This window comes from Oleiagrimonas sp. C23AA, assembly GCF_011759385.1.
Taxonomy (GTDB): Bacteria; Pseudomonadota; Gammaproteobacteria; order Xanthomonadales; family Rhodanobacteraceae; genus Oleiagrimonas.
Map to the genome: position 1 here is coordinate 23500 of NZ_JAARLY010000007.1, position 24435 is coordinate 47934.

Genomic DNA, 24435 nt, shown 5'->3' on the forward strand with positions numbered 1-24435 from the left:
TCAGACGTGGCCACGGGCCTTGCTGGCGGCAAGCGTGCGGTACTGACGGTCGAGCGCATCAATGCGCGTGTGCAGTTGCTCAAGCGAGCCATCGTTGTGCAGCACATCGTCGGCGATCGCCAGGCGCGCCGAAGGGCTGGCCTGGGCGGCGATCATGCGTCGGGCCAGAACTTCGTCGATGTCATCGCGTGCCAGCAGGCGCTGCATGCGAACCGATTCGTCCGCTTCCACCACCAGCACGCGATCCACCCAGGCATAGCGTGGCCAGCTCTCGGCCAGCAACGGGATGGCCAGTACGCAGTAAGGCCCGGTTTCCCGCGCCACGCGCTCGCGCAGCCAAGTGTGCACGCGCGGATGGATCACCGCTTCCAGTTCGCCGCGCAGGGCCGGCTGTTCAAACACCCGCTGACGCATGGCGCGCCGGTCGAGTTCGCTGTTGGCGTCAAGAATGTCCCGACCGAGCCGACGTACCAGTTCGGCCAGGCCTTCTGTGCCGCGGGCTACCACTTCCCGTGCCGCCACATCCGCGTCGTACACAGCAATGCCCATGGCTGCGAAGTGGTCCGTCACGGCACTTTTGCCGGCGGCAATGCCGCCTGTAACGGCGACCACGAATGTCGAGGGTGAGGGCGAGGCTTCCATGCGCCCCAGCATGCCGTTGGGACCCGCAGCGGGCAAGGCGTCAGCGCAGTCCCATCAGGCCCAGATAGGCATGCAAAAGTGTCGGCCCGGCCAGGAACCAGAGCAGACCGGCCAGGGCTATGAACGGTCCGAAGGCCATGGGTACGCCCGGCTGGTGGCGACGCGCCAGCATCATGCCACCACCGATCAAGGCACCCAGCAGCGAGGACACCAGCACAATCGGCAAAATCGCCACCGGCCCCATCCAGGCGCCCAGTGCGGCCAGCAGCTTGAAGTCGCCATGGCCCATGCCTTCCTTGCCGGTGAGCAGCTTGAACAGCCAGTACACGCTCCACAGCGACAGGTAACCCACTGCGGCGCCGATAACGGCGCTTTGCAGCGGGATGTACAGCCCTTTCAGTGCCAGCAGCAGCCCCAGCCAGAGCAGGGGCAGCGTGATCGAATCGGGCAGCAGTTGGGTACGGAAATCGATACCTGTCAGTGCGATCAGGCTCCACACGAACAACAAGCCAGCCCCCCCGGCATAGCTGACGCCAAACTTGGCGACGACCAGCGCGCTGAGTACGGCGCAAGCCAGCTCCACCAGCGGGTATTGCGCCGAGATGCGTGTGCGGCAGTAACGGCAGCGACCGCGCAACCATAGCCAGCCAAACAGCGGAATATTGTCGTGAGCGGCGAGGCGATGCTTGCACGAAGGACAGTGCGAGGGCTCGCGCACCAATCCTGGCGGGCGCGGCTCGTCGACGACTTCCAGCTCCAGGATGTCGCGCGCTTCCTGGCGCCAGAGATAAGCCATGCGCGCGGGCAGGCGCAGTATCACCACGTTGAGGAAACTGCCGACCAGCAGGCCAAACAGTGCGGCAACCAGCACCCAGCCCCAGGCGGGCAAGGCGGCGACAAATCCGGGGTCAGTCATCAAGAACCAGTGCTGCAGTAGTCAGACCGTGCCGGCCAGTTTGAAGATCGGCAGATACAGGGAGATCACCATACCGCCGACCATGACGCCCAGAATCACCATGATCAGCGGCTCCAGCAGCGTGCTCAGGGTGTCGACGGCGTTGTTGACCTCTTCCTCGTAGAACTCGGCCACCTTGAACAACATGTTGTCCAGCGCGCCCGACTCCTCACCAATGGAGACCATTTGCACCACCATGTTGGGGAACAGGCCGGTCTGGCGCATGGCCAGCTGCATCTGGTGACCCACGGCGATATCGTCGCGCATCTGGCGGATGGCTTCGCCGTAGACCACGCTGCCGGTGGCGCCCGCCACCGCGTCCATGGCTTCCACCAGCGGCACGCCGGCGCGGAAGGTAACGCCCAGCGTGCGTGCAAAACGCGCGATCGCTGATTGGCGAAGGATGTTGCCAATCACCGGAAATTTCAGCAGCAGGCGGTCCAGGAAGTGCGCGAACTTGAGCGAGCGTCTCTTGGCGGAAATAAGCCCGACCACACCACCGACCACAATCAGCAGCACCAGCCACCAGTAGGCCTGCATGAACTTCGATGCGCTGATCACCACCTGGGTAGGTGCTGGCAGGGCGGCTCCAGCATTTTCGAATACGCTCTGAAACACCGGCACCACGAACAGCAGCAGAATCATCGCTACCAGGAAGGCCACCACCAGCACCGCGATGGGATAGAACAGCGCCTTCTTGATCTTGGACTTGATGGCCTCGGTGCGTTCCTTGTAGGTCGCTACCGTGTCCAGCACGGTATCGAGCACACCGGCCGATTCCCCGGCGCGGACCAGGTTGCGATAAAGCTCGTCGAACTGCACCGGGTACTTGCCCAGCGCCTCGTAAAGCGTCGAACCGCCCTCGATTTCGGACTTCACGTCCGTGAGCATGTTCTTGAAGCGGGGATTGCGCTGGCCGCCGGCGATGATCTCGAACGACTGCACCATCGGCACGCCCGAGGCCATCATGGTGGCGATCTGACGGCTGAAGATGGCCACATCGCGCGGCTTGACGCTTTTGCCGGTGGAACCGAACAGGGGCTTGGGCTTTTCCCGCACCGTCTGCGGGTTCATGCCCTGGCGGCGCAGCTCGGCTTTGACGAGCGAGGCATTCTTGCCCTGCATCTCGCCTTTCATCTTCTTGCCGCGCTTGTCCAGCGCAGTCCATTCGTAGACCGAGAGCTTGCTCAGCTCCGATCGGCCCGTATTCCTGGCGGTTGCAGTAGCGGTGGCCATGGGCGCGGTGTTCCCCCAACCTCATCGTCTAGGCATCAAGCCGGCACACTCCCTTGTGCGTGCCGTCATCCAGCGGGAGGCGATGCCGGTCAGGCTCGAGGCCCCCGCCCCTCGATCTGCGTACTCTGCCACGAATCGCGGCCAAATACCGCGATCGGTTTACTAATCCTTGGTCACACGGTTGATCTCGGCCAGGCTGGTCACGCCATCGCGCACCTTCTGCAGTGCCGAGTCGCGCAGGTCGCCGATGCCGGCTTTCTTGGCTGCTTCGGCAATCTGCATGGCGTTGCCGCCTTCCAGCACAATCTGCTGGATTTCATCGGCCATCGGCATCACCTGATAAATGCCCACGCGGCCCTTGTAGCCTTCGTTGCAGCCGTCGCATCCCACTGCCTCGTAGATGGTCAGGCCATCGTCGATCTCTTCCTGCGTAAAGCCTTCGGCCAGCAATGCGTGATCGGGAATATCGGCCGGGCGCTTGCAGTCATGCAGCCGGCGCGCCAGGCGCTGGGCGATCACCAGCGTGACCGACGAGGTGATGTTGTAGGGCGCGATGCCCATGTTCATAAGGCGTGCGATGGTCTGCGGCGCATCGTTGGTATGCAGCGTGGACAGCACCATGTGGCCGGTCTGCGCGGCCTTGATGGCAATTTCCGCCGTTTCCAGGTCGCGGATTTCGCCGACCATGATGATGTCCGGGTCCTGGCGCAGGAACGAGCGCAGCGCAGCGGCGAAGGTCATGCCGCGCTTGGTGTTCTGCTGTACCTGGTTGATGCCCTCGACGCGGATTTCCACCGGGTCCTCGACGGTGGAGATGTTGCGGCCGTCGGTGTTGAGGATATTAAGCGCCGTATACAGCGACACCGTCTTGCCCGAGCCGGTGGGGCCGGTGACCAGCACCATGCCGTAGGGCTTGTGAATGGCCTCGACGAACAGGTGCTTTTGGTTTTCCTCGTAGCCGAGCTTGTCGATGCCCAGCTTGGCCGCCGAAGCGTCCAGGATACGCAGCACGATCTTCTCGCCGAACAGCGTTGGCAGCGTGCTGACACGAAAGTCGATCGACTTGGTCTTGGAAAGGTTGAGCTTGATGCGTCCGTCCTGCGGTACGCGGCGCTCGGCAATGTCCAGACCACTCATCACTTTCAGGCGCGAGGCAATGCGGTTGCCCAGTTGGATCGGCGCCTTGGCCACCGTGCGCAGGATGCCGTCCATGCGCAGGCGCACGCGGTATTGGGTTTCGTAAGGCTCGAAATGGATGTCCGAGGCGCCGCGCTTGATGGCATCAAGCAGCACCTTGTTGACGAATTTGACCACCGGCGTGTCGTCGCCACCGGTGGCATCCACGCCGCTGCCCAGGGCCGATTCGGCGCCATCGCCATCGCCGGCTTCCAGTGCCAGCCCATCCAGCGTTTCATCGTCATCGAGCCCGTCGATGGTGGTGGACATCGAATTGAGCGCATGTTCGATGGTGCGCTCCAGCTGGGCGCGCTCCACCAGCACCGGCTCGACAATGCAGTTGGAATGGAACTTGATCTCGTCCAGCGCATGCGACTGCATCGGATCGGCAATACCGACGAACAGGCGTTTGCCGCGCCGGAACAGCGGCAATGCCTGATGCTTGCTGATCATGCTCTCGGCAATCACGTCCAGCGGCATCTGCGCCAGGTCCATGGCACTGACATTCATCAGCGGAATGCCGAACTCGGCCGAGGTGATCTGCGCCATGCGCGTGCTGTCGACCATGCCGTGCTCGACCAGCCAGGTGGCCAGCGGCACGCGCTGCTTGGCCGATTCCTGCACGGCGCGGCGTGCATCGGCTTCGGGCAGAATGCCGTCGAAAACCAACCGGCGGGCCATGCCGGTTAGGCCCATGAGGGCCGGGGACTGCGTCTGGGATGCCATGGCTTTGTCGAATGTTCCCCCGGATTCGTGGCTTGAATTTACCGCAAAATCCGTCGTTTGGGCAGGTTTGGGAGATTCAGGTTTAACGAGCGCGTGCAACGTGCGCACGGCTTATCCCACCATGCGCGGCTTTGCCGGCTAGCGCAAGGTGGCGTGCACGGCCTCGATCACGCGGGTGACATCGGCATCGTCCAGCGCCGGCGAGAGCGGCAGGCTGACCGTCTGGCGTCCGTTGGCCATCGCTCGGGGCCATTGCTCGGGCCGCCAGCCGAAGCGCTGCTGATAATAAGGGTGCTCGGGAATGGAAAGGTAATGCACGCCGGTGCCAATGCGGCGCCGGTTCATCGCGTCCAGGAAGCCATCGCGGGTCATGCCGCAGCGCGCCTCATCGATCATCAGCGTGTACAAGTGATAGGCGTGGCGAGTATCGGGCGCCGCTTCCAGCGGTCGTGTCACCGGTAGCTCGGCAAAGGCGTGCTGATAACGCTGCCAGATGGCCTTCCGGCGGGCCCAGTGCCGTTCCACCGCGCGCAGCTGATGGATGCCAAGCGCGGCCTGGATGTCCATCATGTTGTATTTGAAACCGGCCTCGACCACCTGGTAGTGCCGATAGCCGGCATCGCCAAAACGGTGCCAGGCGTCCTTGCTCATGCCATGCAGCGCCAGCACGCGGGCGCGGTCGATATGGGCCTGGTCGCGGCCGACGATCATGCCGCCTTCGCCGGTGACCACATTCTTGGTCACATAGAAGCTGAAGCAGCCAAAATCGCCGAAGCTTCCCGCCTTTTCGCCGCGATATTCGGTCTCGATCGCGTGCGCGCAGTCCTCGATCAAGGCCAGCTTATGCTTGCGCGCGATGGCGCTGATGGCGTCCATCTGGCACGGCCGGCCGGCGAAATGCACGGCCACAATCGCCTGAGTGCGCGGCGTGATGGCGGCCTCGATGGCGGCCGGGTCGATGTTCCGCGTGTCGGCATCCACATCGGCCAGCACTGGCATGAGCCCGGCGTGCAAAATGGCGTTCACCGTGGCGCAGAACGTCAGCGGTGTAGTGATCACCTCGGCGCCAGGTTCAAGCCCGGCGGCAATCATGCTCACATGCAGCGCCGCCGTGCAGGAATTGACCGCAGCCACCTGGCCCGCAGCCACGCGCTGATAGTCGGCAAAATCATGCTCGAACTGCGCCACCCGCGGCCCCGTGCCCAGCCAACCCGAGCGCAGGCACGCCTCCACCTCGGCGATCTCCGCTGCCTCAATGCGCGGCGCACCAAATACCAGGAAGGGCTCTGTGGACGAGTCGGACATCGGGCAGCTTTCTAGGCAAACAAGAGCGCCATTGGAGCGCGTGAGACACGGCCGGGCAAGAGGTGCTTGTATCGGAGAGTCCGTTCGCTTGCCCGCCGGTTCCTGCGAGCCCCACCTTTTTCATCGCGACAGATGTCGCCAAATGCTTACCCCTCCCCAACCCTCCCCTGTGAGCAGGGGAGGGGGCACAAGCAAGAGCGCAACATCACGCGTAAACGCCATCGCAAGAACCTTGCATCAGACAGCACAGCCAGCCCAATTAACCCCTCCCCCTGCTTGCAGGGGGAGGTTGGGAGGGGGTAGAGCCTTGCCGCAAGGGTCACCGCCATCGCCCGCCTCCTTCACCACTCATGCCCACACCAAACCGCCGCGCGCCGGAACGCGATTCTCCAAAGCCCACCAGCCACCAAAACTCCTCCCCCTGCTCGCAGGGAGAGGTTGGGAGGGGGTAGAACCTTGCCGCAAGGGCCACTGCCATCGCCCGACACTTTCATCACACATGCCTGGCGCCGAGCCGCCGCGCGCCGGAACGCGATTCTCCAAAGCCCACCAGCCACCAATACCCCTCCCCCTGCTCGCAGGGGGAGGTTGGGAGGGGGTAGAACCTAGCCAAAACACACGCCAAGGGGACGATTTACCCCGCCCCTCGCGCTATGATCGGGCCAGTCTTACAGGGGGCGCGTTTTGAGCGAACTCAGCATCATCCTTCCCGCCAAGAACGAGGCGGCAGGTTTGTCCTGCGTACTGCCGCGCTTGCGCGCGCAGCATCCACAGGCGGAAATCATCGTGGTCGACGATGGCTCCACCGACGACACGCCAGCCGTCTGCGAGCGCCATGGTGTGCGCCGTTTGGCTTCACCGTATTCAATGGGCAATGGCGCCGCCGTCAAGCGCGGTGCGCGCGCTGCAACAGGCGACATTCTGGTCTTCATGGATGCCGATGGTCAGCATCATCCCGAGGATGTGGCGCGCCTGCTTGCACGGCTGGATGAAGGCTTCGACATGGTCGTCGGCGCCCGTGACTGGGAAGGCCAGGCCGGCGTTGGCCGCGGCCTGGCCAACACGTTCTACAACTGGCTCGCCACACGCATGACCGGTCACCGCGTGGCCGATCTCACTTCCGGTTTCCGCGCCGTGCGCGCCGCCAAGTTCCGTGAATTCCTGTACCTGCTGCCGAATGGGTTTTCCTACCCGACTACCAGCACCATGGCCTTTTTCCGCAGCGCCTACGGCGTCGCCTACGAGCCCATAAAAGTGGAACAACGCGATGGCACCCAAAGTCACATCAAGCCGCTGCGAGATGGCATCCGTTTCCTGCTGATCATCTTCAAGATCGCCACGCTGTATTCGCCGCTGAAGTTGTTCGTGCCTACCAGCGCGCTGTTCTTTCTGCTGGGGTGTCTCAACTACGCGCGTACCTTCATCCTCGACGGACGTCTGACCAATATGAGCACGCTACTGTGGAGCGCTGCGGTGGTGGTTTTCCTCATAGGCCTGGTGTCCGAGCAAGTCACCAGCCTGATGTACCGGCGTGATGGCTGAGTCCCGGCGACCGCGGATCCTATTGGTCACACGCAATCTGCCACCATTGGTCGGTGGCATGGAGCGGCTTAACTGGCATCTGGCCGACGAGCTTTCTCGTGTTGCGGATGTGCAAGTCATTGCACCCAAGGGAAGTAAGGCGCTACGGCCGCCGCGTGTGGACATGATTGAGGTTCCACTGAAACCACTCGGTACCTTTCTGATAGCGGCTACGCTTTCTGCGGTTCGCGCGGTTCGCACATGGCGTCCGGACATCGTTCTGGCAGGCAGTGGCCTGACAGCTTTTCCGGTGTGGATAGCCGCGTGCTTTGGTGATGCTCGCACCGCGGCATACGTCCATGGCCTGGATCTGGCAGTGGATCACCCCTTGTATCGCCTGTTCTGGAGGCCTGCCTTGAGGCGTATGCAGTGCGTGATTGCAAACAGCCGGGCGTCGGCTGACCGGGCGCGTCAGCTGGGGATCAAGGAAAGCGCCATCGCGCTGGTCCACCCAGGGGTCGATTACGCCGCAACCGTGCCCTCACAGGCACAGGTGGAGGCCTTCCGTCACAAAGCTGGGCTTGAGGGGCAGCGCATATTGCTTTCTGTGGGTCGGCTGAGCGCGCGCAAGGGGCTGTGCCAGTTTGTTACCCATGCGCTTCCCGCCATTGTCGAACGCCACCCTTCCAGCGTGTTACTGGTGGTCGGTGATGCGCCCCATGACGCATTGCGCGCCAAGGCGCAGCCGCCAGAGGCCATCCGCGCGGCGGCTCGGGCGGCTGGCGTGGAGTCCAACGTGCAATTCATGGGTGTGGTGACCGATCCGCAGTGTCTGGCCACGATTTATCGCTGCGCGGACGTGCACGTGTTCCCGGTGCGTGAGTTGCCAGGAGACCCCGAGGGGTTCGGTATGGTGTCGGTCGAGGCGGCCAGTTTTGGCCTGCCTACAGTGGCGTTTGCCACCGGAGGCGTTGGCGACGCCGTGCGCGATGGTGTATCTGGTCGACTTGTACGCCCCGGCGACTATGAGGCTTTCGCAGAGCGCGTCAGCGAGTTGCTAGCTGAGAGTGTTGAGATACGGACCACTGCGCGTGAGTTTGCGAGCGAGTTCGCGTGGCCGGCTTTTGGGCGCAAGGTCATTGAGGCGCTGGTTCTCAGCCAAGGGGCGGAGTAGACGCATGAGCACCATGCATTCGCCACCGGCGGTGTGGTTTCCCACGGTGCGGACAGGCACCGGGACTGATGTATTCACCGAAACCCTAGTCGCTGGCCTGCGGGAGCGGGGTATTCGCGCCGAGATCACTTGGCTGCCGCTGCGTGCTGAATACGCTCCATGGTCGGTGCCGGTGCCCGAGCCGCCAGCGTGGGCAAATGTGGCTCACGTCAACACTTGGTTGCATACACGCTTCTTGCCGCACTCGCTGCCAGTTGTCGCCACGATTCATCATTCTGTACATCATCCGGATTTGCGAACCTACAAGGGTACCGCCCGCGCGGCCTATCATCGGTTCTGGATCGCGCCCAACGAGCGCCGGGTGATGCGGCTAGCCTCAAAAGTGTGCGCCGTCAGCAAATTCGTGGCGCAAACAGCTAAAGAGACGCTGTCGGATCTTCCTATGGACGTGATCTACAACGGAGTCGATACGGACCGCTACCGTCCCTGCGCATCACGTCCATCGCATAAGCCGTTTCGTCTGCTGTATGTAGGTAGCTGGCGCGCATTGAAGGGTGTCGACATGCTGGCGCCCATCATGCGCGAACTGGGCGATGATTTCGAGCTGCTTTACACCGGAGGTTCTGATGCTAGAAAAGATAAATTAGATATGCCGGAAAATATGCAAGATATTGGTCGATTGGACGGTTCCGATCCGGTCATTGCTGCGATGCAGGATGCCGACGCGTTTGTGTTTCCTTCACGCAGCGAGGGTTTCGGTCTAGTGGCGGCCGAAGCGATGGCATGCGGATTACCAGTCATCGCTGGACGAGGAGGGGCGCTAGCGGAGCTAATCGAGGACGGCGTCACCGGTATGCTGTGCACACCGAATGATACAGCAGGTTTTATTGAAGCGGTTCGATGTCTGGCCTCTGACTGTCAGGTTCTGAGACGCATGTCGCACATGGCCGTCGAACGCACACGCGGACATTTTTCGATTACCTACATGGTAAATGCTTACGTAGAGTTGTACTCACGCAGCTTCTTAGCTGAACCGTCGTCATGACGCCGCACTTATATAGGAAGTACCATGGTGGCAGTCTGTCATCCGATTGGCATCGTCTTCTGGCACTGCAATCTATTTGTGATCACGTGCCCGGTGTGCGCACCGCAAGGCCTCGAGAAATAGTGCCGGCTTGCCAGTCGGTTGATTACGACTATCTTGATTTTCCTCCGGGGCTGCTGCGGTTTGTTGACAGTGATGATGTTTTTGTGCGGCTCGGTCAATTGCTTGCACAGATGCATCGAACCCCTGTTGTGCTCGATACACAATACTTGAACCCCGATCCTTTCCCGCTAGAAGAACTTGATATTTCCGAGCACGATGTGCAAGTTCTGCAGCGTAAAATTCCGCCGGGCTGGCTACATAGTGACTTATGGCATGGCAACGTTTTCTTTGATCGAAGCGATGGCTTTGTGATCATTGACCCCTTGCCGGCCCGGTTTCTGGGGCCTCACGGTTATATTCTAGGTAATGGGGCGATGGATCTTGCCTCTATGCATATGGGGCTCATATTCTGCCACTCATTGTGTAGTCAATTATTGCTTGATGTTGATCGGTTGCTGCGAGCCGGAGAAGTATTCATCAATTCATATTTGCAGGAAGCGGATGTGTGTGTGCCGGGTGTGTTGGGGGCAGTCCTCAGGCTTAGCCGAGTTATGGCGTTGAGGTTTATTGAAAGCTATGCATTGCGTCTGTCGTGGCCTATTGCAAAGCTCAAATACCGGATGGCCGAGAAGACTCTTGCGCGTGTGGATGAAAGGCTTGACTGGAGCTCTAAATGACTTCTTATCGTAAATCCCATATCGGAGCTGGGGTCGGCGAACGCTACGATGCTAAACACGCGATTCGTGTTGATGCGTTAATATGGAATGATTTCGTCAAGCCACAGGTACGGAAGGAATTCGAACATGCTGCGAGTGAGGGTGCAGCATCCTATCTTGACTTCGCTTGCGGTACCGGTCGTTTGCTGAAGCTTGGCCACACCGTATTCGGCGAGTCAGTTGGGATCGACATCTCCGAAAACATGCTGATGGTGGCTCAAAGGCGTGTGCCGGACGCTCAGCTCAAGTGCGTAGATGTTACACGTTCGCCGCCATCGGACATCGGCTGCTTTGACTGTGTAAGCATGTTCCGGTTTATCCTCAATGCTGAGCCTGAGCTGCGTCGCGACGCCTTGAAATGGATTGCGGACCATATGAACCGAGGTGCCACGCTGATTGTCAACAACCATCGAAACAGCGCTAGCATCAGTGGCTTTTTTAGTAGGCTCGCGTTCTGGTTACCCAAAGACGCGAAAAATATTCTGTCTCGACGCGAAATGGTAGAAATATTGCGCGTGGCGGGATTCAGTTTAGTGCGATGCGAAGGTTTTCGCATATTGCCGAGTATATTTGGGCGGCCTTTGTTCGGTCGCAAGTTGCAGGTAAGAGGCGAGAGACTTTGTAGGCGAATGGGGCTTGGACGTTTCGGCGCCGAGCTGGTTATGGTTGCTATGCGGGATTGATGATTCGTGGCTGCCGTCTTTCATGCTTAGGTTTTGAAGCCTTTGAGTTGTTGCTCTCTGCGAGACGCCACGATAAGAATGGCTCCTGCTAATGCCATGCTCCATTCAGCGCAGGCCAAAGAGGTCAGCATCCCAGCCGTGCCAAGTCTGGGCGTAAGAAGGAATGCTGCCAATGTCAGTACTCCTACGCCGGAGGCTTCAAAACCCACACGCATCCAAACCTTGCCGGAAGCCATCAACACATTTCCCTCAACTAGGCGCAAAGTCATTCCTGGCACGGCTAAACACAACCAGCGCAGGGTTTGCCCGAGGCCATGGTACTTAGGGCCGAAAAATCCATCTAACAGCGGTGCAGCAAACCACAATGCCATTGACAAGAAAAAGCCGTAGATCATAGCCACGCTAAACATCCAGCGCAGCAAGTGTGCATTGCGGCGTTGCTCTACCCGATTTTCCCGAAACATGCGCGGGAGTGCGGCCAAGATCATGGCAATGACGGGCAACGTGATTGCCCCGATTACGCGCGTGCCCACTGCATACATGCCGGCTGCACCAAGGGGCAGTAATTTGGCTGCCAATGTCTTGTCCAATTCGGATGGCCCGGCTTTGCTGATGTTGATTGCAGCATAACCCGCGCTCTCGCGCACTTGACGCGTAATGGGAAGATGCCAGAGGCGCAATTCTGGCCATGGAGCCGGTATTGTGGTTGCTCCAAAAAACAAGGCAATAAGTGAAGCGGCGAGGTATCCGTAGGCATACCCTTCAAGTGGTGCGGAGGGTTGCATCAAGAAGACTGTCGTCGCTGCCAAGAGGCGTAGGGCAAGTGGCAGAATTGTCAATAGCTGCGAACGCGCCGTACGTCCCAACGCAAGATGCTCGATAGCCATCAAATTGAATAATGGTTGTAGCCACAGTTCGGTGATGCCGATGGCTAGAAGCACCTGCAAAACGGCTCCACTTTCACGCAGCACTTGAGTGCAAATCAGCAGGTAGATCACCAGCAAGAAGCCACCAGCGAGTAAGGTCGTCGGTATTGAGTAAGACAGTACCGCTTGGCGTCGTGACGGCTCGCGCGAAACCTCACCCAATAGCACCAAGTGCGTCCCGAACGTGGACAACGTTCCCAGAATTACCGCCAGCGAGGTGATACCCGCGAACGCGCCGAACAGCTGCGGTCCGAGCATACGTGCAACCAGCAGGAGAGTGCCCGCCTGCACGACCAGTCGACCGCCTAGAACGAAACTTGTGCGGATGGTGGCGTGCGCGATAGGACCTTTCATCGACGTTGGTCGTTCATGCCGCCACTCGGGCAATCTAGAAGCCCGGAGTGACGTGGATCGTTAGGGTATAGCCATGCTGTTGACTGTAACGCCATGGCCGTTAACGCGAATTCAGCAGCGATTTCAGGGTGGCAATGCTGCCGTCCAGTCGCCCGCCATAGTTTAAGGTCCGGAGCTGTTGCAATGCTTGGCGCGCCTGCTTGTTCTTCCCTAAAACGATCAGCATGCGTACTAGGGTGATCCGGTAGTTGGGCTCATTGGGTGCGGCATGCGCGGCGGCTTCGGCCATGCGCAGTCCCAGCGTCTTGTCATCGAGCACATTCCATGCGTAGTCGGAGTAACTTGCCAGCAGGCGTGGTGAGCGGTGCGGATGGGACAGCGCTGCAAGGAAAGCTTGCACCACGTGTTGCTTGGACAGGTGGCAGTTGCCCTCGATCTGGCACTTCGTCAATGCTGCCAGTGAACTGACATCTTCCACCCCGGCGTCGCGCTTGCGCAGCTTGGCGATCATACTGTCCCACCACGTCTCTTTGATCGGCCGATGCATGCGGGCGTTGAAGAAGATCAAAGCTTGTTCTGGAAGGATGGTTGAGTCGGGCAGTTTGGCAGCCCGCTCCAGCGGCGCGTACACCATGTGGGTGAACACCGAGCTGGGATCGTAGTGCGAGTAGATGATGTAGGTACGGCCCAGGCTGTACTGCGCGCGCGGTGAATTCGGAGCGCGGCTGGCAAGATCCTGCGCCAGCGATACGGGGTTGCTCCAGGCCATGGCCGTGGTTGCGGTCTGGGCGGTCCAGAACAGCAGCAGTCCTGCCAGCAGCACGTAGCGAGGCAGACTGCCCGGAAGGTGTTTCGGTACACCCCGAAGTGACCATGCCTCGCCATCGGCAGTGCGCGGCGCAGCCAATAGCGGCACAACCGCAAGCAATAAGCCGAAGCTGGCGAAGTAATTGCGATGCTCGTAGATCAGCTCAAGCGGCAGGATGGTGCCGGTGAGCAGGTGGCAGCCGAAGAAGAGCAGCAGGCCCAGTGAGACCAGCGGTAGCCGCTTGCGCAGGGCGATGGCACCAACCAGCAGTGCCAGAATGCCGAGCACGCTCGGTAACGTGGTCCATGGGTGCAGAAGGTTTTGCGAGATCGTGAAGTTGTCGTGGTAGAACGACAGCGCGTGCGGCGTGGGGAGGAAAGTCCACATCATGTAGTCGAGCACGATGCGTGCTTCGCTCAGCAATCGTTCGCCCAGCGTGAAGTCGCGGGTGGCCCAGTCGGCCGGGTTCAGTACCTTGGGGATTTGCCAGGCAAGCCCGAGCGCCAAAGGCAGAAATAGGATCACCGTGAACAGGCCAAGAATGCGTCGATCCGTGCCAGGCTTGGTGGCGTGACAGCCGCGAAACATGACCCACTCGATGAGGGCTGCATAGAGCGGCAACATCACGGCCGTTTCCTTGGCCAGCGCGCCGATGCCTGTGCCCGCGATGAGGCTGACACACGACAGCGCAAACCCGCCGGTGCGCCCGGAGAGCATTCGCATTCGTCCGGCGACGTAGCCGATCAGGCCGAGCAGCACAAACAGGTTGGCCAAGCTCTCCATGCGCTGCACCACGTACAGCACGGCGGTGATATTGATCGGCAGCAGCATCCAACCAGCGGCGATCAGCGCTGCCACGATACCTTCTTGTCGATAGTCTCCCTTCCTTGATTGCAGGGAAGGGGTGCGGAGGGGTGAAGTCTTGCCGCGAGGTTCTACCCCCTCCCAAGCTCCCCCTGCGTGAAGGGGGAGGAGCAACAGCTGGCGTGCGAGGAAAAACACGCACAGCCCATTCAACAGGTGAATGACCACATTGGTCAGCTTCATCCAATACGGATCAAGCCCAGTGAGCAGATAGTTGATGGCGAAGGTCAGCGTTGACAGGGGGCGTTTGAACTCGCTGGATGGTGAGGACAACGCCGCGCCGATCAGATCGGGCACGTTGAAGTGCTGGATATGCAGCGCGGTGTTGTCGACGATATTGGGGAAGTCATCGAACAGCCAGCCACCGCCAAGTCCGGGCCAGTAGACCAGCGCTGTCAGCAGCAGGGCTAGGCCCATTAGCAGGTAGGCCATGCCGGGGCGGAGAGTTGATGGGGTCATGCGTGGGCAGGTCCATGGGCAGAAGAAGACGCCGCGGCACGCAGGTTGGCGCGTAGCCGGGTCAGTTCATGGTGCCAGTAATGCTGGTGATGCAGTACCCAGGCGTGCAGGCTGGCCATGTTCCAGCCATGGTGCCGGTTTTCCAGGTGCAGACTATCGAGGTAGTTCAGGTGGGCAAGGCCCTGTGCTGGATAGCCGCAGCTGCCCAGTAGTGCGGCTTGTTGCAGGGCAATACCGTAGCGCGGTTGTTGTTTTAGCGCGTGGTTGAAGTCGGTCAACGCCAACGTGGCGTGGCCTTGCATCAATGCTATCTGCCCCAGAATATGCCACAGATCCTGACGTCGTCCTGGTTGCGTGGCCAGTCGCGGGTTCTCAAGCCCGGCTGCTGCCAGGCGTTGTAATAACGGTAATTGCAGTTGCGGGCATGGGGCGTGTTCACTCTGGGCCACGGCGCGCCCGAACCACGAGGTGATCAGGCTGCCTGCATCATGTGCATGACGCATGGCGTATAGGGCGGCCTGCTCGGTACGGTGGGGGATATGCCCGGCGCGGCATTCCGCGGCCAGCAGGTTGAAGGCCAGCTGTATCTGATCGGGTTGGTGTGCCAGTGCCGGTTGCAGGCGGCGAATGGCCGCTTGTGGGTGGCCGCTGTTCAGGTCGGCTTGTGCGGCATAGACCTGCGCGCGCGGCGAGCGCGGATTGAGCGCGGCCCACGTCAGCGCCTGCTGGGCCTGGTTACCCCATAGCGAAGCGCGTAGGTAGGTCATACTCCCCAGTCCGGCCAGCAACAGTATGGCCAACACGGCTTTCAGGCGATGATCCAGCCCTGCTTTAGCGGCGTTTGTTCCGGGCATTTGTGGTACGCCGCATAGCCACAGCGCCAGCGGCCAGAACAGCAGCATGGCCGGAATGTAGTTGCGATGCTCGAAATACAGTTCCAGTGGCACCAGGGTGGATTCCAGCACCTGGCCAGCCGCATAGAACAGCAGCGCCAGCGCCACGGCGGGCAGCCGCCGACGCAGTGCCAAGCCCGTGCCTACCCATACCAGCATGCCAACTATGGCTGGCAATGTGGTCCACGGTCGCCATAAAGCGGTGGAGAGCGGAAACTGGTCATTGAAAAGGCCCGGCGTAAACGGCCGTGGCAGCCACAGTAATTTCAGGTAGTCCAGCAGCACCCGTGGCTCGGTCAGCAGGCGTTCGCCCAGTGTCCAGGGGCGGTTGCCCAGCGAGCTACGGGTTAGCGCCGGCACATAGGTATACAGAAGGCCGGCGATCAGCAGCAGGCTGGGCAACACGGCCAATAGCCTCATTGCCCAGCGGTAGTGCGATGAGGTCTTGGCGTCGGGTGGCTTGACCAGCGCGTCGCCGGCACGCAGCACCGTGGTTTCCAAGGTCAGTGCCAGTAATGGCAGCAGGGCGCCGTTGGCCTTGCATAGCACGGCCAGTACGGTGCCAGCACCCAGTCCGCCAATGATCCAGGCCAGGCCGCCAGGTTGATGGTTGAGCAGACGGCGGCGCCCGTGCAGCCAAGCGAGTAGACCCAGCAGCTCGAAGGTGCCTGGCAACATCGCCTCGCGCTGCACGATATACAGCGTGGTCGAGACTAGCAGTGGGTGTAGTAGCCACAAGCCGGCGCCAAGCAGGCCCGCCAGGCGGATGCGCTGGCGCAATCGATGGTAAGTGGGGGCGGACGGGTGCAGATGCTGGCCCAGCGTATTGAGCAGTAGCGCCAGCAGCAGGCCATTGAGCAGATGCAGGGCAAGGTTGGTGCGCAGAAAGGGCGCTGGCATGGCGGGCCAGTTGCGCGCATCGAGCAGAAAGCTGAGCAGGGTCAGCGGGCGTCCTGTGGGGTCGGCCATACCCGAGGTGATATAGCGCCAGAAGGCCGGCCAGTTGTCCACCGGTCCGGGTGAGGCCAGTTTGGGCAGGTTGGCGTAATCGTCAAACAGAAAACCGCCATGCAAACCCGGGGCATAGCATAGCCAAGCAAACACCAGCAGCGCGGTGGTGATCAGCAGCACCGTGATGTAGGCGCGCACCTTCATCACGTTGAGTACGGCCGAAACAGCACATAGAAAAAGGGCCGCACATGGCGGCCCTTTTTAAAGTATATGGTCAAACCTGTAACGGTGCTTCCTTAAGAAGCATCAACGGCAGGACGTCGGCAGGTATTTGCCAGGTACCTTAGTGCCTGCAACGGGCGCGGTGGTGCAGAACCAGTTGATGGTACCGCCGCTGGTTACTGGAGAGAGCGCGAGTTGAGTATTATTGATAGCCGAGTTGGCCTTGGCGCCATTGCCATTTGCAGCACCCGTGGTGCCATAACTAACCGTAATCAGGCCATTGGTCCCTACCGTCACGGTGCCTACATACTTGCCGCCGATGCTGGCCGGCTGAGACACGCCAGCATCGGCATTGGTGCCAGGCAGGGTACCGTTGGTGGTGTAGTATTCAGCTACTGCCGTTTTGGCTGAATCAGCCAGCACCGGCCCCTCGGAAACCTGCGAACGGATGACATAATTCTGGTACGCCGGAATGGCGATGGCCGCCAAGATGGCGATGATCGCGACGACGATCATCAGTTCGATCAGGGTGAAACCCTTCTGCATCTTCATGGTAATCCCTCTACTCGGAAAAGCTGGCTTGACGTTGAAATGCCCCCTGAGTCCCAGCTTGAGTCCGGCCCGGACTCGCCCCCCGTGACGCGAGGCCAGGGATGCCAGGTGCTCAAGACGTCCGCAGCACAGACCGTGCCATCGTCCGTCGGCGCTCTATTTCCGCACACTTGCGGCGCAATCGATTGTGCACGCGGTCACGGACGGGAGCAAGCATGGGTAAGTCCTTGTGCCGCATCGGGGGCGCGTTCTATTGCTGGCGCGACGATCAAGGACATTCAGGGGCAGTTCGTGCCCTATTTCGTCACTATTGCGCCGCCTGCTTTGCTGCGTTGCGCTGCCGCGCTTTAGCAACGCCCAGGGTCACTGCGCGTAATGCGACCATGCAGACGACCATCTGCAAGGCTCGAAACGGGATGGCGTAGCGAGGCTCGGCCTGCAGCAAGCTGTAGACGACGGTGGCGTACAGCAACACGGCAGCGGTGGCGTCAAGCGCGGATGATCCGGCGCGAGTGGCGCCCGCTTGTCGTTTGATCGCGACCAGTATCGTCCCGATCAACAAGAGAGCCGCCAACCAAGGGTTGAGGGCCCTGGTGATCGCTTCCAGTGCGCGCCAGGTGGGGTGGTTCCTGAAAGGGGAGTTCATGGTCGGGTAGACGTAAATGTCGCCTTGGCCAATTTGTATGTTCCAGCCCCAGAATTCGGTAGGTTTTTGCGCGATATACCACCATACGTAGCGCCAGGGGTGTTGCCCCATGCGGTCCATCATCTGCGACCAACCTGCCGGAAAGTCGCGGGCCATGGTGTGATATTCGGCGTCTATATCGTCAAGGATGGCTCGTCCTTGCGCGCTGCCATTGATCATCGCCCGGTAGGCCGGGTGGTATAGCGGCCAGCTGCCTTGTACCAGGTTCTGAAGGGCGCGGTTAGTGGATGAGGTCGCCTGGGGAGGGAGGCTGACGTTGCGTATCGACCAGGCGGCTGGCAGCGCCAGACTTGCTACCAGAAACAGGGCGGCAGCTTTGGTGGTGAGGTGACCTCTTGCGCGCAGCACCAAGGCCAGGCCAGCGCCCACTGGCAATAAAACCGCATTGGTGAGCCCCGCCAAGCTCAAGGCAACCGCGCCTGCGATCAGGGGCGCGCGGTGCCTGGATGTGGCGAGCAATACGCCGAGCGTCAGCAGGAAGCCGGCCAGCGTCTCGGTCAGCAGATACGAACTGCTGGTGATCAAGTGGGGCCACACCGCGGTTAGCGCGCCGGCCGCCAACGCCCAGCCGAAGGGGAGGCAGCGACGGGCGATGAGAAAACCAAGCCCAACGGTGGCGGCGCTTAGCAATGCCTGCGACAGAAGGATCGCTACATACCACGCTGATCCATCGCCCAGCCAGCTCATCCAGAAGGCGAGGAAAGCAGGGTAGCCAGGGTCGCGATAACTGTCCGGCATCGGTACGGAGGGGGACGCCGCCTGATGCGAGAACGTAAGGTGATGAACCAGGTTCCAGGCGTAAGCGTGATACTGGATTGCGTCGCCACGGATGGGATGGTAGACCATCGCCGTGCACACAAAATACAGGCGAAGGCCGGCGGCAAGCAGCAGCACGGCAGCCACCGCAAGATGCTTCCAGGTGAGACGTGGAAGAAGGTTGTTTCGAATGCTTTCCGTGCGAGCGGGATTTCCCACGATGTCTCCACTGCATTGATGTGTCAGTGGTGTAGGTTACCGGCAACTTGCAGGAAGGTATCGGGCCGGTAGCGAATGGGACCGGCACGTCCAGATAATGGAACCTGTCAGCGGCGTGGGAGATAGCTCAAGCGTCTGTCCGCTAAGCGAGCTGTTCACTTGGGCGCCGGCAAACGTCACCTTGATGACGCTGGACTGTAGTTCGACAGCGCTGACGTATTTCCCCGCAATGGAGCCCGCCGACGGCAGCCCCACCGATTCGTTTGAGGGCGGCAGCCGCCCCTTGTCGGCATAGAAATCCCAGATCGCCGTTTTGGCGCCGGTGGCCAGCACCATGCCTTCGGAGACTTGTGCGCGGATGACGTAGTTCTGATACGCCGGGATAGCGATGGCGGCCAGGATGGCGATGATCGCGACGACGATCATCAGCTCGATCAGGGTGAAACCGGCGTGACGGCGGTAACGGGGCATGGGGGCGGCCATGGGGAGGTCGTCACTCGTTCAGCATTTTCCATACCATGCCTGAACAGCGCGAAGAAAGCGCATAGCTATGCGTAAATGCCGGGGCGGAAATGCGATGGCGTGTGTTGCGCATCCGCCCCGGGTGGTCAGCTCGCGCCCTTCGGCGTCACTTTGTCCAGGTGCATCCAGCGCTTGATCAGCGGGGTGATGGCCAGCACCACGGCGGCGGTGCCTAGGCCCACCCAGATCATGTTCTGGAACAGCTGACCGTACTTGTGCGCGGCGACGGTGATGTCGACCTTGCCGTTGGCGGGGATGTCCACCGCGGCCAGTTTGCCCAGGATCGACGCGAACTGTTCGGACAGCGACATGCCCAGCCACCAGGCGCCCATGGTCAGGCCCATCACCTGCGGCACGGAAAGCTCGGTGACCGCCGACAGTCCGATGGGCGACAAAGCCAGTTCGCCCACTTCCAGCACCAGGTAGGCCAGCACCAACCACCACACGCTGCTCAGCGTGCCGGTATCGGCCACGTGCGTGTTGGCGGCCAGCAGCGGCAGGAAGGCGAGTCCGGCCAGCGCCAGGCCGATGGCGCTTTTCGCCGGCTTGGACGGATTCATGCCGAAGCGTCCAAGGAACGGCCACAACCAGGCCATCACCGGCGACAGCAGCACCAGGAACAGCGCGCCCAGATAGGTCAGCGAGCCGGCAGTCTGCGGCAGCACCACGCTGTCGCGCAGGATCAGCACGAAGCCGACCACGGTAAGCGTACCCAGCATCAGTGCCGGCACGCGACGGCTTTTCATGCGTAGCGCGATGCCGACCAGCAGTGGGCTCAGTGCCAGCGGAATCAGCGACCAGGTGAACGGGTGCCCATGGCGGATCACCAGCGACGGGAACAGATCCTTGCCCATCATGCGATCGGTGAACAGCACCCACGAGCCGTAGGTCTGCTCGTACAGCGAGAAGAACAGCAAGCACACGGCGACGAAAAACACGCAGGCCAGCATGCGATGGCGCTGCACGCGATCGCAGCGTGCCGTCACGTACCAGCCCAGCCAGATCAGCCAGGCGGCCATGGTGGCGATCTGCAGCCATAGTACCGCCTCGCCCAGCTGCATCAGCGCCCAGATGGCCGGCAGCGCGACGAAGGCGCCGACGTAGATAGCCCATTCCACGTTGAGCGGGCCAAGCAGGCGGCGCTTGAGTTTGGCAGGCTCCGGCGGCTCGGCCAGGCCCATCAGGTATTTCTGCCCGGTGATGAACATCGCCAGGCCCGCGATCATGCCGATGCCGGCCGCGCCGAAGCCGTAGCCCCAGCCATAGCGTTCGCCCAGGTAACCGCAGATCAGGCTGGCGAACAGGGCGCCGATGTTGATGCCCGCGTAAAAGAGGGTGAAGCCCGAATCGCGGCGCTTGTCACCTTCCGGGTAAAGCTGGCCGACGATGGTGGAAATGTTGGGTTTGAGAAAGCCCACGCCGCTGATGATCAGCGCCAGCGACAGATAGAACACGCTCAACGCGGATTGATCGCGGTGCACCACGCCGTTGACCACGGTGGCCTGATGGCCTTCCACGCTCATGCCCAAGTGGCCCAGCACCAGCAGAATGCCGCCCAGTACCACCGCCTTGCGCATACCCAGGTAGCGGTCGGCCAGAATGCCGCCCAATACCGGTGTGGCATAGACCAAGCCACCGTAGGCACCCAGCACCGCCAGGCTCTGCGAGTCGGTGAAAAGGTGGTGCTTGATCAGGTACAGCGCCAGCAGCGCCTTCATGCCGTAGAACGAAAAGCGCTCCCACATCTCGGTGAAAAAGCATACGTAAAGGCCTTTCGGGTGACCGAAAAGCTCGTCGCTGGGCGCGGCGATGGCGTCATTCATGGGTTCTCGTGCTCCCCTGGCGCGAAAAGGCAAAGCACCGAGTATAGACATGGAAGTGGGGCGTCTTGCGAGTGGGGTGGCAAAGGTCGGCGCGCATGGGCCTGACGTCAGGGTGTGGTGACAGGTGGCGATGGAGGGCGAGGCAAGGTTCTACCCCTCCCCGGCCCTCCCCTGCGAGCAGGGGAGGGAGTTCTGGCCGCTGCGTGGGTGATTAGGTGTGGAGATTGGTGGTACCTGACGTGCCTGGTACTTGCTTCGTGTGGGTGAGTGTCAGACGGGAGATGTTGGCGCGAGCTGGTCTGGCATCCGGGGCGTTGATGGAGGGCGTGGCAAGGTCCTACCCCTACCCGGCCCTCCCCTGCGAGCAGCGGAGGGAGTTCTGGCCGTTGCGTTGGTGACTGGTTTTGGAGATTGGCGGTACCTGATCTGCTTGGTATTTGCGTTGTGTTGGGTGGGGGCGCGAGGTAGATGTAGGCGCGCGTCGGCCTGGTCTTGGGTTGATTGGACGCTTTGATGAAGCGTGGGTCAGGTTCTACCCCTCTCCGGTCCTCCCCTGCGAGCAGGGGAGGGCGTGGGTTGCGTTGTCCGGTGACAATTGACGGTCGGCAGTGGCCATGCGCTGCGGCGATGGCGAGCCAGTACGCGGGCGTGTGTGGTGCATGACTCCTCCCCCTGCAAGCAGGGGGAGGTTGGGAGGGGGTGAAGCACACCGCAGCCCATCATGCTGCCCTGCCGCTTGCACCGCGTGCGGATGGCGGCTTAAGTTCCGGGACGTTCACAACGATCCTTGGGGAACCACCACCATGCTTACCAAGCCCTTGATGGCGGCCTTGGCGATGGCGCTTGCCGCCGCGCCGGTCGTGTCTCATGCCGATGCCGGCGCGCATCCTTTCAGTGTTGAGGACCTGGTGCGCTTGAAGCGCGTCAGCGATCCGCACCTGTCGCCGGATGGCCAGCAGGCGGTGTTCTCCATGCGTCATACCGATTACGCCAAGGACAAGGGCGTGACCGATATCTATACGCTGGACCTGGCCAAGGCCGGTGCTACGCCGCACGAGCTGGTGGCCCATGCGGCGAGCCCGCGCTATGCCAGCGACGGCAAGACGATCTACTTCCTGTCCTCCAAATCCGGGCGCAGCCAGCTGTGGTCGGTGCCGGCGGCGGGCGGCAAGGCCACGCAGTTGACCGATCTGCCGGTGGGCATCAACAATTTTGTGCTGGCGCCGGGCGATCATCGCGTGGCGCTGTCCATTGATGTGTTTACCGATTGCGACACGCTCGATTGCACGCGTCAGCGGCTGGATGCGCGCGCCAAGAATCCGACCACAGGGCACTTGTACAAGAAGCTGTTCGTGCGCCACTGGGATACCTGGTCGGACGATCGCCGCTCACAGTTGTTTGTGGCCAACCTGGATGCACCGAAACAGGCGCCGGTGTGGGTCAGCAAGGGCATCGACGGCGACATTCCGTCCAAGCCGTTTGGCGGTGATACCGAATATAGCTTCTCGCCCGACGGCAAGACGGTGTACTTCGACGCGCGCATTGCCGGTACCAGCGAACCGTGGTCGACCAATTTCGACATCTACCGTGTGCCGGCTGATGGTTCATCCAAGCCGGAAAACCTCACTGCCGACAACAAGGCATGGGACGGTTGGCCAGTCGCTTCCCCCGATGGCAGCACGCTGTACTACCTGGCGCAGAAGGAGCCGGGCTTCGAGTCTGACCGCTTTGGCATCTGGGCGCTGGACCTGACCAGCGGCAAGCGCCACGAGGTGGATCCCAAGTGGGACCGCTCGGCCGGTGATCTGGCCATTTCCACCGATGGCAGCACGCTGTTCGTCACCGCCGATGATGAGGGCCAGCATCCGCTGTTCGCCATCGACGCCAAGAGCGGCGATGTCACCAAGAAAGTGGCCGATGGCGCGGTCGGTGGCTTTGATGTGGGAGCCAACCGCATTTTGCTGTCACGCACCGATCTCAAGCATCCGGCCGATCTTTACACGCTGGGACGCAACGGCAACCTGACTCAGGTCACCCACGTAAACCGGCAGGCGTTGGCCAAGACCGCGATGGGCGATGCGCAGTTCTTCACCTTCAAGGGCTGGCATGGCGAGAACGTGCAGGGTTATGTGGTCAAGCCGGCCAACTTCCAGCCCGGCCAGACTTATCCGGTGGCGTTCATTGTGCACGGCGGCCCGCAGGGGGCCATGACCAACAGCTGGAGCTATCGCTGGAATCCGCAGACCTATGCCGGCCAGGGCTTTGCCGTGGTCACCATCAACTTCCACGGCTCCACCGGCTACGGGCAGGCCTTCACCAACGCCATTTCCGGGGACTGGGGCGGCAAGCCGCTGGATGACCTCAAAGCCGGCTGGAAGTACGCCCAGGACAAGTACGCCTTCCTCGACGGCAATCGCGCCTGTGCACTGGGCGCCAGTTACGGTGGCTACATGGTCTACTGGATGGCCGGCGTCTGGAACAAGCCGTGGAAGTGCTTTGTCGACCACGACGGCGTGTTCGACGCGCGCATGATGTACTACGCCACCGACGAGCTGTGGTTCGAAGAGAAGGAAAACGGCGGCCCGCAGTACCTGCATCCGGACAACTATGAGCGCTTCAATCCTATCGATCACGTCAAGGACTGGCACGTGCCGATGCTGATTGTGCATTCGGGCCACGATTTCCGCATTCCGCTGACGCAGGGCCTGGGCGCCTTCACCGCGCTACAGCGCCGCGGCATCCCCAGTGAGTTCCTGACCTTCCCGGACGAGAACCACTGGGTGCTCAAACCCCACAACAGCGTGATGTGGCATCACACCGTGAATGCCTGGCTTGAGCGCTGGACCAAGAAGGGCGCGGGCGACTCCGCCGGCAAGTGAGCTGGGTGGGGCTGGGGGGTAGAGGCGTGATGGCTTGAGGGCTGCCTCTACCCCCTCCCAACCTCCCCCTGCAAGCAGGGGGAGGGGCTGTCAGGCCCGCCGACCACCCCGACCATCAACCGCCAGCCACCAGCCGAAGAACCGAAGAGCCGAAGAGCCGAAGAGCCGAAGAGCCGAAGAGCAGAGGCAGAGGCAGAGGCAGAGGCAGAGTGTCGGAATG

At 61.3% G+C, this 24435-nt stretch carries 18 protein-coding genes; 6 read left to right on the forward strand and 12 right to left on the reverse strand.

What is annotated here, in order from left to right:
• The 5 genes from coaE to HBF24_RS12220 form a co-directional block, all read right to left on the reverse strand.
• Positions 1-642 (reverse strand): dephospho-CoA kinase, encoded by a 642-nt coding sequence (coaE, locus tag HBF24_RS12200; RefSeq protein ID WP_167173305.1) that lies wholly within the window; start codon positions 640-642, stop codon positions 1-3.
• Between the two features lie 40 nt (positions 643-682).
• Positions 683-1558 (reverse strand): A24 family peptidase, encoded by an 876-nt coding sequence (locus HBF24_RS12205; RefSeq protein ID WP_167173307.1) that lies wholly within the window; start codon positions 1556-1558, stop codon positions 683-685.
• A 21-nt stretch (positions 1559-1579) separates the two neighbouring features.
• The gene (locus HBF24_RS12210) at positions 1580-2833 is read right to left on the reverse strand and encodes a type II secretion system F family protein (protein WP_167173309.1); all 1254 of its coding nucleotides are present in this window, start codon (positions 2831-2833) and stop codon (positions 1580-1582) included.
• Between the two features lie 162 nt (positions 2834-2995).
• Complete coding sequence (pilB, locus tag HBF24_RS12215; RefSeq protein ID WP_206064318.1) at positions 2996-4705, reverse strand: type IV-A pilus assembly ATPase PilB; 1710 nt, start codon at positions 4703-4705, stop codon at positions 2996-2998.
• 168 nt (positions 4706-4873) lie between these two features.
• Positions 4874-6040 carry a DegT/DnrJ/EryC1/StrS family aminotransferase gene (locus HBF24_RS12220; protein WP_167173313.1) on the reverse strand — a complete coding sequence of 389 codons (1167 nt, stop codon included), beginning with the start codon at positions 6038-6040 and terminating at the stop codon, positions 4874-4876.
• A 684-nt stretch (positions 6041-6724) separates the two neighbouring features.
• Here HBF24_RS12220 and HBF24_RS12225 point away from each other — a divergent pair.
• From HBF24_RS12225 to HBF24_RS12245, 5 genes are read left to right on the forward strand one after another with little or no spacing between them, the layout of a single operon-like run.
• A complete protein-coding gene (locus HBF24_RS12225) occupies positions 6725-7582 on the forward strand; it encodes a glycosyltransferase family 2 protein (protein WP_167173315.1) in 858 nt (285 codons plus the stop codon).
• A gap of 58 nt (positions 7583-7640) precedes the next feature.
• Entirely contained in the window at positions 7641-8735 is a 1095-nt protein-coding gene (locus HBF24_RS12230) for a glycosyltransferase family 4 protein (RefSeq protein WP_240922538.1), read from the forward strand.
• A 4-nt stretch (positions 8736-8739) separates the two neighbouring features.
• Complete coding sequence (locus tag HBF24_RS12235) at positions 8740-9780, forward strand: glycosyltransferase family 4 protein (RefSeq protein WP_206064319.1); 1041 nt, start codon at positions 8740-8742, stop codon at positions 9778-9780.
• Complete coding sequence (locus HBF24_RS12240) at positions 9777-10559, forward strand: hypothetical protein (RefSeq protein ID WP_167173317.1); 783 nt, start codon at positions 9777-9779, stop codon at positions 10557-10559. Before HBF24_RS12235 ends, HBF24_RS12240 begins: the two co-directional genes overlap by 4 nt.
• Complete coding sequence (locus HBF24_RS12245) at positions 10556-11281, forward strand: class I SAM-dependent methyltransferase (protein ID WP_167173319.1); 726 nt, start codon at positions 10556-10558, stop codon at positions 11279-11281. The genes HBF24_RS12240 and HBF24_RS12245 overlap by 4 nt, the downstream gene beginning before the upstream one ends.
• 26 nt (positions 11282-11307) lie before the next feature.
• On the opposite strand, the gene HBF24_RS12250 is transcribed toward HBF24_RS12245, so the two are convergent.
• The 7 genes from HBF24_RS12250 to HBF24_RS12280 all read right to left on the reverse strand — a co-directional run bounded on the left by HBF24_RS12250 (position 11308) and on the right by HBF24_RS12280 (position 21336).
• Entirely contained in the window at positions 11308-12561 is a 1254-nt protein-coding gene (locus HBF24_RS12250; RefSeq protein WP_167173321.1) for a lipopolysaccharide biosynthesis protein, read from the reverse strand.
• Positions 12562-12661: 100 nt separating this feature from the next.
• Positions 12662-14692, reverse strand: coding sequence for a hypothetical protein (locus tag HBF24_RS12255; RefSeq protein ID WP_240922540.1), 2031 nt, complete (start codon positions 14690-14692; stop codon positions 12662-12664).
• Entirely contained in the window at positions 14689-16740 is a 2052-nt protein-coding gene (locus HBF24_RS12260) for a tetratricopeptide repeat protein (RefSeq protein ID WP_167173692.1), read from the reverse strand. Before HBF24_RS12260 ends, HBF24_RS12255 begins: the two co-directional genes overlap by 4 nt.
• Positions 16741-16842: 102 nt before the next feature.
• Positions 16843-17310, reverse strand: coding sequence for a pilin (locus HBF24_RS12265; protein ID WP_167173323.1), 468 nt, complete (start codon positions 17308-17310; stop codon positions 16843-16845).
• Positions 17311-17617: 307 nt separating this feature from the next.
• Complete coding sequence (locus tag HBF24_RS12270; RefSeq protein WP_167173325.1) at positions 17618-18919, reverse strand: glycosyltransferase family 39 protein; 1302 nt, start codon at positions 18917-18919, stop codon at positions 17618-17620.
• A 108-nt stretch (positions 18920-19027) separates the two neighbouring features.
• Complete coding sequence (locus tag HBF24_RS12275; protein WP_167173694.1) at positions 19028-19462, reverse strand: pilin; 435 nt, start codon at positions 19460-19462, stop codon at positions 19028-19030.
• 137 nt (positions 19463-19599) lie between these two features.
• A complete protein-coding gene (locus HBF24_RS12280; RefSeq protein ID WP_167173327.1) occupies positions 19600-21336 on the reverse strand; it encodes an oligopeptide:H+ symporter in 1737 nt (578 codons plus the stop codon).
• Between the two features lie 803 nt (positions 21337-22139).
• On the opposite strand from HBF24_RS12280, the gene HBF24_RS12285 reads away from it, so the two are divergent.
• Complete coding sequence (locus HBF24_RS12285) at positions 22140-24215, forward strand: S9 family peptidase (RefSeq protein WP_167173329.1); 2076 nt, start codon at positions 22140-22142, stop codon at positions 24213-24215.
• The last annotated feature ends 220 nt before the right edge of the window (positions 24216-24435 follow it).